The sequence below is a fragment of the Thalassotalea marina genome (assembly GCF_014656435.1).
GTDB classification, from domain to species: Bacteria; Pseudomonadota; Gammaproteobacteria; order Enterobacterales; family Alteromonadaceae; genus Thalassotalea_C; species Thalassotalea_C marina.
This window is the reverse complement of record NZ_BNCK01000001.1, coordinates 149,167-162,447: the sequence shown is the minus strand read 5'-3', so window position 1 is coordinate 162,447 and position 13,281 is coordinate 149,167. Positions and strand designations below refer to the sequence as shown.

The 13,281-nt window shown below is 41.7% G+C and carries 7 protein-coding genes; all 7 read right to left on the bottom strand.

From position 1 onward, the window contains the following. Nucleotide 1 precedes the first annotated feature (1 nt). The gene (gene modA / locus IE199_RS00660; protein ID WP_189766791.1) at nucleotides 2-739 is read right to left on the bottom strand and encodes a molybdate ABC transporter substrate-binding protein; all 738 of its coding nucleotides are present in this window, start codon (nucleotides 737-739) and stop codon (nucleotides 2-4) included. A 116-nt stretch (nucleotides 740-855) separates the two neighbouring features. Continuing rightward, nucleotides 856-3,405, bottom strand: a complete 2,550-nt coding sequence (locus IE199_RS00655; protein WP_189766790.1) for a glycoside hydrolase family 3 protein — start codon at nucleotides 3,403-3,405, stop codon at nucleotides 856-858. Continuing rightward, nucleotides 3,402-4,667 (bottom strand): sugar MFS transporter, encoded by a 1,266-nt coding sequence (locus IE199_RS00650; protein ID WP_189766789.1) that lies wholly within the window; start codon nucleotides 4,665-4,667, stop codon nucleotides 3,402-3,404. Before IE199_RS00650 ends, IE199_RS00655 begins: the two co-directional genes overlap by 4 nt. Before the next feature lie 83 nt (nucleotides 4,668-4,750). Beyond that, the gene (locus IE199_RS00645; protein ID WP_189766788.1) at nucleotides 4,751-7,711 is read right to left on the bottom strand and encodes a TonB-dependent receptor; all 2,961 of its coding nucleotides are present in this window, start codon (nucleotides 7,709-7,711) and stop codon (nucleotides 4,751-4,753) included. A gap of 73 nt (nucleotides 7,712-7,784) precedes the next feature. Then, on the bottom strand, nucleotides 7,785-10,961 hold the full coding sequence (locus IE199_RS00640) for a glycoside hydrolase family 16 protein (protein WP_308436231.1): 3,177 nt from the start codon (nucleotides 10,959-10,961) through the stop codon (nucleotides 7,785-7,787). Between the two features lie 297 nt (nucleotides 10,962-11,258). Continuing rightward, complete coding sequence (locus IE199_RS00635) at nucleotides 11,259-12,110, bottom strand: LytR/AlgR family response regulator transcription factor (RefSeq protein ID WP_229854446.1); 852 nt, start codon at nucleotides 12,108-12,110, stop codon at nucleotides 11,259-11,261. Further along, the gene (locus IE199_RS00630) at nucleotides 12,100-13,218 is read right to left on the bottom strand and encodes a sensor histidine kinase (RefSeq protein ID WP_189766786.1); all 1,119 of its coding nucleotides are present in this window, start codon (nucleotides 13,216-13,218) and stop codon (nucleotides 12,100-12,102) included. Before IE199_RS00630 ends, IE199_RS00635 begins: the two co-directional genes overlap by 11 nt. Nucleotides 13,219-13,281 lie beyond the last annotated feature (63 nt).

Sequence of the window (13,281 nt, the reverse complement as noted above, 5' to 3'; positions counted from 1 at the left end):
CTCAATCCTCCGCCGGCAGTTTATAACCAAAACTCGCTACAATATTTTGGCTGTTTGGTGTTTTAAAATAATCAAATAATTGTTTGGCGACATGGTAGTGAGAAGACGATTGAATCAGTAACATATCTTGCTGAATAGCAGGGTAAAGCGTATCAGGAACCAACCAACCACTTTCTCCATCGGGTAATTGTGACTTGGCGATTAGACCTAAATCGGCATTGCCTGTAGCAACAAATTGAAATGCTTGATTGATATTTTCACCAATCACCATTTGGCTTGGTTTAAATTGATAATTTTTTAAAAAATGCTGCGCCGCTAAGCCATATGGCGCAAGTTTAGGGTTGGCTACTGCTATTTTATTAAACTGAGCATTAGCTAAACGCTGTTGCTCTTTTCCCTTAAACGCAGGATTAGCAGACCACAAGACCAACTGCCCCACAGCATAAGTTGCTACATCATCTTGTGATGCATAGCCTTCTTTTATCAGCTTTTTTGGTTTGTCTTGATCAGCAGATAAAAACAAAGAAAACGGCGCGCCATGTTTAATTTGTGCATAAAGTTTACCTGATGAACCAAAAGAGGCTTTCACTTGGTGCCCAGTTTCTTGCTCAAACTGATGAATAATCTTATTGGCAGGTTTAATAAAATTCGAGGCGATAGCAACATAAATCGTTTCAGCGGTTACGGTATTTGAAACAAAAGCCAGTAAAAAGCAAATAAGTGCAGTAAAGTTATTCAAACCTAATAAAGTTTTAATATGAACATGTGCACTACATATTGCCTAGCGTTGCTGTGATACTCAAGCAAAAATAGCATTAAACAAGGTGAGTTTGCTCTCACCTTGTTTAAGTTTGATCATGGGCAACTAATACTCTTGGCATCTTCTGGTGCTTTAGCAAGTTTGATATCACTTATACTCAGCGACCAATCACCAACAGCCGTTAATTGAAATGGTACAACAATTTGATCAAATTTAACGAGTTGATTGGCAAAACACGATAATGGAACAGCTACATTTTGCCATGTATTAACCTCCATTTTTTGCAAGGCTGGTAGTAAATCGACACTGCCACGACATGAGCCTGCTGTATCGCCAATACTTTCACAACTCATATTAACTGCCAGTTTTTGTGGACGTTTGTCAGAGAGTTTTACGGCAAATGTTAAAGAAAAGTCAGACTCTAGATAGGAGCTTAAATCTTCCCTAAAGCCATTACCTGTCATAAGCTGCACACCAGAAGTTTTCATCTCGTTAGCGCTAAGTTTAACGGCATCTTCTTGGACAAAACGATCAATCGTCCTGAAGTTAAGATTTGCTAATTGCTCTGTACTTGAGTTAATTGTTTGAACTTGGTTGTTTAACAGCAGCTGCATTTGCCAAGGTGCAGGTACTTGGCCATTAAACAAAACAAGTGCCTGTGCATCACTATGATGAGTTGTAGCCACCTCATTTAAATGGTCAGACAATATATTTGTATCACCATACCTTAGGCCAAAACCATACGGCAGCAGTGGTGAATAGTCTTTATCAAAACGGTTTACCATTTGGTCAGCAGTTTTTGGCCATGAAAATGATAACTTGCCAACAAAGTCATGTTGCACCATTCCATTGGCATCGGTTAACAACACATCAGCTATTGCTTTGCCCTCAGAGCCTGGCAACCAAGCGGCAACAAAGGCGTCACTGGCGTTGAGTTCAGGGTTTACCCACATAGGGCGGCCGCTGATAAAAACAGATACCACGGGAATGCCGTCAGCTTTAAGTTTTGTTAATAACGCTAAATCAGTTTTTTTACTGCGTTGATATGCTAAGTTTGCTCTATCGCCATGCCCTTCAGCATATGGCTCCTCGCCAAAAACGACAATGGCTACATCAGGTTTTGTAGAATATTTTCCTTGTTCATTAAATTCCACTTGTCCACCAGCAGCAGTAATTTGACTTTTCAATCCGTCCAGAATTGAGCTCCCACCCGGAAAATCAGTGTTGGCGTTATTGGTTCCTTGCCAAGTGATTGTCCAGCCGCCGGATTGTTTGCCTATGTTATGTGCTGCATCACCAGCCACCAGAATGTGTTTTTTTGGTGACAAAGGGAGAATATTGTTTTTATTTTTCAATAAAACCAAAGACTCTCTAACTGCTTGCCGAGCAATTTTTCTGTGTGCTTCGGCACCAATGAGTTCCGTTTTTCCCGAAAATAAACGTTTTGCAGGGCTAGGTTTATCAAAAAGTCCTGCACGAAACTTCACTCTTAAAATACGTCGAACTGCATCATCGATCCGTGCCTGTGAAATGATGCCTTGATTAACCTGCTTAATGGTATTTTGCATTAAACCTTTCCATGCATCTGTAGGCACCATATACATATCTAATCCGGCATTTACTGCCTGGGGACAGTTATCGTTAGTACAGCCAGCAATTTGACCGTGGCCATTCCAGTCGCCAACAACAAAACCATCGAAGCCCATACGATTTTTCAATACGTCAGTGAGCAAATACTTACTGCCATGAATCTTCTCACCGTGCCAGCTGTTAAAAGATGCCATAACCGATTGGGCACCAGCACTTAGCCCGCCAACGTAACCCTGAGCATGAACATCAAACAGTGTTTGTTCACTGTCGATGTTATCTCCTTGATCATCACCAGCGACGGTACCACCATCACCAATAAAATGCTTCACTGTGCTAATGACACGATTATCAGCTAAGAAGTCTTTGCCGGCATGCCCTTGCAACCCTTTAACTATGGCATTGGCATATTTTTTTACGATTTCAGGATCTTCTGAATACCCTTCGTAGGTGCGCCCCCATCTATCATCTCTTACCGTCGCCACTGTTGGAGCAAATACCCAATCTATACCAGTAACCATCACTTCTGTTGCAGTCACCTGAGCAATTTGTTCGATTAACGTCGGGTTGTTTGCAGCACCAAGGCCAATATTGTGTGGAAAAAGAGTTGCTCCGATCACATTGTTATGGCCATGAACTGCGTCTGTGCCCCACATAGTCGGGATAGAAATTCCATCTAAACTATCGTCGATAGACGCTTGATACATGTCCTCAGCTAGCTTTATCCAATCGGCCGGCGTCGAATGTTTATTGTTGTTTGGAAAAGAACCACCACCATTTAAATACGAGCCAAAACCATAACGTCGCATGTCTTCAACAGTAATGTCTCTAATTTCTGGTTGCATCATTTGAGCAACCTTTTGTTCAAGGGTCATTGACGCTATTAATTTATCTATACGCCTTTCAATATCAGTATTTTTTGGTACTTCCGATTTTATAACTGGCCAAATTTGAGCGGTATTATTGAGTTTTTCATTGCCATTGGTTACCAGTGTTTTACACGCAGCTAAACAAGACAAAGGAACAGCCAACAACAGTAATTTGTTTGCTAGTTTCATAAGGCCTCCTTAGTAGAATGCTCAACACAAGGAGTGGAACCGCGCAATCCATAAAAGGCAATGTAGGCGTAACAAACAAGCGGTAAAATAAACGCCAACTGAAGGCCTAAAACATCAGCCAGCATGCCCTGAATCAGCGGCACAATCGCCCCACCGACGATCGCTAAACACAAAATTCCAGAGCCTCGGCTTGCATCATGCCCAAGCCCAGTAATGGCTAAACTAAAAATGGTTGGAAACATAATGGAGTTAAACAAACCAACAGCCAAAATAGCCCACATTGCTATTTGTCCACTGCTTGAAATAGTAATAACGATTAATAACATGGCAACAATGGCATTAAAAAACAGCACCTTACCTGCTGAAATGTGCTGCATGACAATAGCGCCTACAAAACGCCCTAACATGGCACCGCCCCAGTAATAGGCAATATACTGAGACGCTTGCGCTTCAGACAAACCGGCAATATTTGGATCATTTAAATAGTTCACTAGGAAGCTACCAATAGCAACTTCTGCACCGACATACACAAAAATCGCGATAGCGCCAAGCTTTAAATGTTTATGCTGTAATGCTTTGGCAAAGCTAGATTGAGCATGTGAACTCTGACCAAGCTTGGGTAGTGATAAACGAGAAAAAACTAGTGCTAACAACAATAACGCTGCCGTTAAAATAAAATACGGTAGCTGTACCGCTGAGGCATCTTCAACAGGGCTATGTTCTGCTCCTGAGAAAATCAACATTGCTCCAAAAAATGGCGCAATTGTGGTTCCCAAAGAATTAAATGCCTGTGTCATAGTTAATCGTGAAGACGCTGTTTCTGCAGGTCCTAAAGCACTGACATACGGATTAGCAGACACCTGTAAAATGGTGATCCCTGACGCGAGTACAAATAAAGCAATGAGAAAAAACGCGTATATTTGAAGCTCAGAAGCAGGGTAAAACAACAAACAGCCCAAAGCGGCAATTGTAAGTCCAGTGACAATTCCACGTTGATAGCCAATTTTAGACACTAAGCTACCGGCAGGAATTGAGACGATAAAATATGCGCCAAAAAAACAAAACTGAATTAGCATGGCTTGTGTATACGACAGCTCAAAAGCACCTTTCAAATAAGGAATTAAGATATCGTTTAAACAAGTGATAAACCCCCACATAAAAAATAATGTCGTTAATGAGGTCAAAGCAAAACCATATTGATTTGAACGTTCCGGCGATGGATGTTCAAAAGATGGTTCTATTGGTGTAGAAGCGCCAGCCATAATAAGCTCCTAAAAAACACGGTTAAAGTTTGATAAAAATGCAGTAGGAATTGCCAAGTAGCCTCAACTACTTGGCTTGTTTGTTAAAAGCTATAACGAGCACCCAAGGTGTAGCGTGGTCCATATTGTCGAGCAAACAAAAATTGCTCTTTATATCGGCCAAACCCTTGTTCAGTCTCGTTATTAATGTTGATGCCTTCGAAAAATACGGTGAACTGTTCATTCACATCATAATTTACGCTGACGTCCCATTGACCAAACGCTTTAGCAAACTGAGGTGGATTATCAGCAGAGCCTTGTCCCTGACCAACACCAATGAGATATTCGTCACGCCAAGCATAAGTCGCTTTAACCGATAGGCCATCTTTTTCATAGAACACTTGGAAGTTAGCCGAATCACTCAACCCCGTTAATGGTGTTTGTAATTCAAGACTGTCAACATCAAACTCTACGTCACCATCAACAAATGTCGCATTAACGCCAACACCAAATCCTGTTTCACCAAATAAATGCTGAACAGCCATTTCAATACCATCGACAGTTTTGGTTTCATTTGCATTGAAAGGGCGAGTAATGTTCCATTCCATTAATGGGTCGTCACTTGCTGGCTCAATAAAGCCACCACTGTTTAGCGTTGCACCGTTGGCTTGCATCTGTAAGAAGATTGCATCAGTGGTTACTTGATCTCCCCGAGCCTCAACATCAGCTGCTGCTTGTTGCCATCTTGGGCCTAAATAGATATCTCGAATACCTTCAATCGTAGTTTGAACAATTTCACTACCGATAAAGTTCTCAACATCTTTTTTGAAGTAACCTATAGCTGCGTAACTGCCTTCGGCATAATAGTATTCGAGGCTTAAATCAAAATTAGTTGACTCAAAAGGTTGAAGATTAGTATTACCTTCATTACCGCTACGCGAATCAAGTTTGACACTGCCAGACAAACTTCGGCCGCCGGCCAAAGCGCCTAAAGGTGCTCGTGTAATGGATTTTCCCCAAGAAACGCGCCCCACTAGATCGTCAGTAATATCAACCTTCAAATCAATCATAGGTAAGAAAAGATCATGCTCACCTGTCTCAGAGAAAAAGCTATTTTCTCCATCTAGGTATTGAGTCAAAAACTCACTGCCTCCTTTCCACCAAACCGCATATGCGATAGGCTGAAATACACTACTTGTGACATCCGTTTGTTCATATCGAAAGCCAATATTAAGTTGTGTTGGTAAATCGGCAACCTCAAACTCCCACTGAGATTGTAAATAAACGCTTTTGGTTTCTTCTCGAACAGAGCCCTCAGCATAAGTTCCCATATCGTGATAAGCCGTAGTAGCAAAATAGTCTTTGCCACCTAACACTTCATTGGTTAAGAAGGCTTCAGAACGTGCAACAACCTCATCAAAATCAAAGGTGTAGTAATATTCAGGAGTTAAACTACTACCTCCACCACTCAAAGCATCAAGGAAATCGCTGGTATCATGACGAATAAACATGCTGTCAGGAAAAATTTCTGGCCAAGACGGGTTAAATAAGAAGCCACCAATTAAGCCACTCCACGCGTTTGAACCACCAATTTTTTGATCGGTATAAGCAATCCCAGCTTTTACTTGCACCAATGGAATATCAAACACATCGTTTTCCCATGTGGCATGTAACTGAGCTTGTTCGATTTCAGATTTACCCGGTGAGTGAATAAATTGGCTAAAGTGAGAGTCCATTTCAGACTTTGCTAGCTCCGTCGAGCCATTTTTCCAAAATATTTGAGCATGAGGCACTTCTCCTTGGCGGTAATCATAAGTTTTAGTGATCAATTGATCTGATCCCAGCACCAACGAGCCAGACGCGCCCATTCCCTTATCACCACCATTATCAATTTCATTGCTTGAATCATGGTAGTCAAACTCGAGCGCTAAGGTATCAACCACTTGCCACGTAATATTGAGCCCGATTGATTCCTCTTGCACATCGACCGTTTCTCTCGATGCTGTAAACGAGCCGTCATTACCACTAATGTCGGTAAATACTGCAGTACCATTTTTATCTAGCTCGTAGGCATTAATATTGCCGCCGTAATCGTTCCACATCCCCCAGCCAATAGAGTTATTACCTGTAGTTGCCTCTGTACGGGTGTAATCGAGTGATACGACAATGTCATCAGTTGGTGCGTATTGAATAACCGCATGGCCATTGGTGCGTTCCCTTTCTAAGTTTTCAATGCCGTAATTCATATCACGAGGGAAAAAATGATTGCCAATACGTTTGCCTTCACTATCTAACGGTCGAGGATCAATCACTTTGTCTTCATCTAGATTGCTTGGTAAATCGACGTTAGCTTGCCAACCTTGAATATTCGCCAATTGCTTTTGAAAATCGCGCTCTTGATGCGATATCGAAAATGCAAAACCTAAGGTATTGTCCAAATAGGTGTTGGAATAAAGCGCTGCAAATTCCGGCGTAATATCACTACCTTCCTCGTTTGAAGTATCATGAATGCCCTTGCCTGATACAGTAAACTTCTCCCCAGGGCTATTTAAAGGTTTACGCGTAACAATGTTAACGGTCGCCCCCAAACCACCACTTGGATTTTCGGCTCTTGCCGTTTTATACACTTCAAGTGCCGAAACGCCTTCCGAGGCAAGGTTTTCGAGTTTGTATGATCGTGAGTTACCAGTGCCTGGCATTTGACGCCCGTTCAAGGTAATTAAGTTAAAATCTGGGCCCCATCCACGAACCGTAATTTCACTACCCTCACCATTACTGCGGCTAACAGCCACACCAGTGATACGCTGTAGCGATTCGGCTAAGTTTGTATCGGGAAATTTACCCATTTCTTCTGCAGAAATGGCATCAACAACACCTGACTTTTCTCTTTTAACATTCATTGAGCGGATTAAACTTCCCTTAATACCACGTACTTCAATGACTTCAATGTTGTTATCGTTACTTGAGTTTGCTTCTTGTGCAGCAAATACCAGCGTGCTGCTCGACGCACAAATCGCTGCGATAGATAAAGCGATTGGCGTTTTAAAAAATTGAGAATGTTTCATAGTTACCCTACTTATTTCAAAATTAAAATGAGTTCTCATGACTTTACAATCATGTAACTTGTTAATTTCCAGGTTATGGCACGGTGATCGCAGCATTATCAATGCGGTACACTGCGCCATTACCTGTTCCCCAAGCAGGGAAGACCATTACGACATCAATTGCGCTGACATCTAATCCAGCGTCGAATAAATCAAGTAATGGAAAGGTGTAGCTTTGCCACTCACCTGTAGTAGGTGCAAGCCCTTCTAAGCTATCAGTAAGGTCTAATTCAACAGCACTGGCTGTATAACCAGATTCAATTTTAAATTTCCAAATAGCGCTACTATCACTCGGTGGTGAAACCACTTTCATGTCAAAACGCACAACACCATTTTGCAATAGCGATGATGCATCAAAATAAACATCATCATTGGCTTGAAAACCCATTACAGTTGCCTGACTACCAATAACAAACTCAGCAACCATACCATGTTCGCTATCGTCACTTACTTCAGTAGGTGTTGATCCACCGCAACAATCCCAAATAGGCCATTCGTCATTTTGCTGATTATCATATAGTGTTAAACCAAGAGCTTTGGGCACACTATTGGGATCAAAGATCATGACGTTATCTAAGCGGTACATCGCGCCTTCACCGGTTCCCCAAGCAGGAAAGACCATCAAAACATCTATGCTACTAATATCCAAACCAGCATCAAATAAGCTTTGTAGCGAATATGTGTAAGTTTGCCATTCACCCAACTTTGGTGTTTGGCCTTCCTGGCTAGCGCTGAGATCTAACTCAACAGCCGTGGTTGCATCACCCGATTCAATTTTAAATTTCCAGACTGCGCTCGGATCGTTGGGCGCGCTGATCACTTTCATTTCAAATTGCACAACACCTTGAGATAGCAATGAAGAGGCATCTAGGTAAACATCATCATCGGCTAACAGCCCCATTACTGTGGGTGAGCTACCTATGACAAACTCTGCCGTCATGCCATGTGCAGTATCATCATTTTCAACACTTGGTGTACTGCCGCCACAGCAGTCCCAAATAGTCCATTGTTCTTTAACAGAGTCAGCAAATAAGATGTGACCATTGAAGCCAGAAGCTGCAGTAGGGTCGTAAATTTTTACGTTATCGACACGGTAAACCGCGCCTTCACCGCTGCCCCAAGCAGGGAAAATCATTAACACATCAATAGCACTGACATCTAGCCCTGCATTAGCTAAGTCAGCCAAATTAAACGTATAGGTTTGCCACTCTCCGGTGCTCGGTGTAAGGCCTTCAACACTGGTATTAAGGTCAACTTCTACAGCACTACTTGCATTATCGCTTTCTACCTTAAATTTCCAAACTGCATCACTGGAATTGGGAGCAGAGGTCACTTTCATTTCAAATTGGATCACACCATTAGCTAAAATTGCAGAAGCATCAAATGGCATAGGTGATGCGTTAGGTGACGTAATAAACTCAGCTCTCGAGATAAACCCCATAACAGTTGGCGTTGCGCCGATAGAAAACTGCGCCACATTGCCGTGTGTTTCGTCATCAACTTCAACTATAGGAACTGAACCGCCACAGCAATCCCACATAGGCCAACTAGGATTTTCATTGTCAGTAAAAATAGTTAACTGAGGTGCCGTATTATCAGCGCCTATCATTACATCATCCATGCGATATACTGCGCCTTCACCACTTCCCCAGGCTGGAAATACCATGATAACGTCAATTGCACTTATATCGAGGCCCGCATCCGCTAGCGTTTGTAGCGAAAACGTATAAGTTTGCCACTGTCCTTGCACTGGTGCTGCGCCTTCAAGGCTATCAGATAAAGCCAACTCAGCTGCTGAACTAGCCCCAGCACTTTCCACTTTGAACAACCAAGAAGCACTGGCATCATTTGGCATTGAAACGACGTTTAATTTGAACCTAACGTATCCACTACTGATTAGAGCACTAGCATCAAATGGTGTCGCCTTACCAGCGGGATCAGTGATAAATTCATCACGAGATATAAAGCCATTTACCGTAGGTGAAGCACCCACACTAAATTCAAAAACATTGCCTTGCTGCTCATCTTGAACAATCAGAGGCGTAGAGCCTCCGCAACAGTCCCATGCAGGCCAATTTGGATTAGCAGCATCACTGAAGATGATTAAATTAGAAGGAATGCCCGTCGAAGGGGGGGATGGAATTGGCGCTTTGCCTTCAACCAAGGCGTCATCAAAACTATCGTAGCCACCCCGCACGGTTTCACAACCTCTGCCAGTTTCAACATTACTTTGGCATTCAAAAACACGTACATAATCAATTTCGAAATGTTGACCGTTGGCAAACGCACTGGCGTCAACACCTAAGTTGTTAACGTTTTCTGGCCAATTACCTCCTACCGCTAAATTAAGCAGTAAATGAAATTTTTGATCAAAGGGTGCTGTCCCCCAATCAGTTGTTAACTCGCCTGAGCCTTGATCAAAATATTCTGCAAACCAACCGCGGTGAGAAAGACCTACAGCTTCGTCTTTACTGTTATAACGAACTTTAGATTGGCGCTGAGTTTGGTATAGATAATTATCAACATACCAACGAATTTCACCTTCTTGCCATTCAATTGCATAGGTATGAAAGTCATCAGCTGGATTAACACCATCTGGCAGACTGTAGGCCTTGCCGCTCGATTCATTGTCTGGCCACTCTCTACCGTAATGTAAAGTGCCATGAACATTACTTTCAACGCTACCATCTTGTGCCGCCACTTTTAAATTGACCGCTTCCATAATGTCAATTTCACCTGACTTAGGCCAGCCTCCATAGACTTCATCTGTTGGCAACATCCAAAAAGCTGGCCAACTGCCTTGTCCGCTAGGCAACTTGGCTCGCATTTCAATTCGGCCATATTTAAAGTCGGCTTTGTATTTGGTATTTAATCGCGCCGAAGTATAGGGCTTGTCTGCCCCGTCCTCAGCTGGTAGTGCCACTATGTGCAGTACACCATCTGCGATATAAGAGTTTTCTGCTGCGTCGGTGTAACATTGTTGTTCATTGTTACCACCACCGTTACAGTTTATTTCGTGTGTCCATTTTTGAGAATCGATCGCACTGCCATCAAATTCATCGTTCCAAACCATTTGCCAATCTGGCACTGGTTCTGCTGGATTAATTGCAGAAGCATCAGTTTTGGTTGTGGCTCCCCCACCACAACCGACTAACACTGCTGCAGCGGTAAACGCAATTAAATGCGATATAGTTGTTGCTGCTTTTTTCATTGTTTGATTTCCAATTTTGGCAAAGCAGGTATCTTCGTCTCGAGAAACAGCTTGCTACCGCTAAGTAGCCTCTCTAAGACATATCTCCCCTTACCTAATAATATACCCTTGTCGTTTTTTTATTCGGATATACAACTTTGCTATTTAAAAAATTGCACAAACGAGGTGCGTGATCGGAATTAGATCAGGGTTATCTTGGTATAGCTTTGTTAAGCAAACAATTTTTATGCGATGTGGCGAAATAGATTTACGTTTTGTGAGTTAAATACGAAAAAATAGCGATGAAACGAAACATTTTTACGACAAGGTGTTTTCTCCTCCTCTATTACTGACAATCGCCGTGACAGCGTCACTATAGTTGCGACTGACTTTTAATTTAATGTTGTCACCAAGGTCTAGCATACTTTCATTGTTTTTAAGGCCTTGAATACTTTTGACACAATGAATATTTACTAAAGTGGATTTATGAATACGCTGAAAAATGCTGTCATCAAGCATAGTTTCCAGTTTTTTCATGGTAATACGAACAATGAAATTTTCGCCCGCGGTATGAATGCACATATAATCACCTGCGGCGTCGATCCAACGAATTGATTTTACTGGCACAAACACTTTTTCATTATCTGAATTTTTAATCACTAATTCTTTATCAAAAGCTGACGGTAAAGGCTCTTGAGAATGCTCTAACCAGTTTTCTATATCACTTATAGCAAGACCTGATGTTTCACCTAAGGCTTTTAATAACCTAAACTTTTCTAAATCGCGATGTTGAGGGGTTAACCTTTCTCTTATACGCTCAATGGTTTTTTGTAAACGACCTAAATTGGCAGGTTTCATGATGTAATCAATGGCATTAAGTTCAAATGCTTCTATTGCATATTCACTATAAGCGCTGACAAATACCACCAACGGCATTGAATCAGACTGCAGAATTTGCACCACTTCTAAACCATTAATGCCAGGTAACCTCAAATCGAGAAAAAGCACATCAGGTTGCAACTCATGACATAACTTAATTGCAGCATCACCGTCACTAGCCTCACCTACTACACTAACGCCTTCAAGACTATTTAACCTAAGCTTTAGCCCTTCAATAGCTAGTGGTTCATCGTCAACAATAACGGCTTTAATCTTAGTATTAGATGGCATGTGCTTCCTCCAAAGCATATGGCAATTTTAAGGTAACGGTTGTGCTAGTTGAACTTGGTGTTACTGTAATTATCGCATTACCACTGTACATTGTATCAATACGCTCTTTAGTGTTGTTTAGCCCTATGCCAAAGCCAGTTCGCTGATTTTGCTGAGGAACGGCACCTTCATTTGTTACAGCAATTTGGCAGTATCCATCTTTTTGTTTTGCTGAAATAACAATAAGGCCGCGCTCTTTACTCATTTCTACGCCATATTTAATGGCATTTTCTACGATCGGTTGTAATAACAACGACGGAACTTTCATTTGTAATAAGCTGTTATCTATATCAGTTTTTACTTGCAATCGCTCGCCAAATCGCACTTTTTCAATCGACAAGTACAACTCAAGCAAGTTAATTTCTTGCGCCAATGTAGTTACCTTCGAGGTATTTTCATCCAATGTGAAACGAAAAAAAGCGCATAGTTTATCGAGCATTTCCCCCGCTTTATCGTTATCTTTTTTATAGATCAGTGTCGAGATGGCATTCATAGTATTAAACATAAAATGAGGGTTGAGCTGATACCTTAACATCTGAAGCTGCGCATCTTTTGCAGCCGTTTGCGCTCGAAGCAGCATTTCATGTTCTTTTTGAAGTCGGGTGTTGTATAACATGATGAAAAATATGGCCGTCCACACCAACATGGTGGATAAAGAAAACAACAGCCAGCCACCAAACTCAAGCATATTCCATTGCTGGTACCAGACTTGGTGATAAACCACCGTTTTATACGAGGCTAGCTTAATAATATTGTAAATCAGCCCCAATAAACCTGCGGTAGCAAAGCTGATGGTTAACGTTAAACGTAATGGCAAATGTACAGTCTTTTGAATAACTAACCACAATACATAGGACAAAATGAAGCCACTTAATACCTCGATGCCGAGATTAATGATTTGACCAGACAAATTAAATTGAGGATCGTCAAATTGTGGGCGAATTATCGCGATAAAAACCACCAGGGTATAACCTATCCACCCTGAAATTTGCAGAGTCCAAAATTGATGGCTTTGCTTGGAAAACAATTGTGGTTCTACCCGTAACGTTGCATCTTGTTCTACTATCACTTTAGATCCTGATGAGCTAACAGTCTTTTATTAGTGTCGTCCTAAACGACAAAAATAATCAAG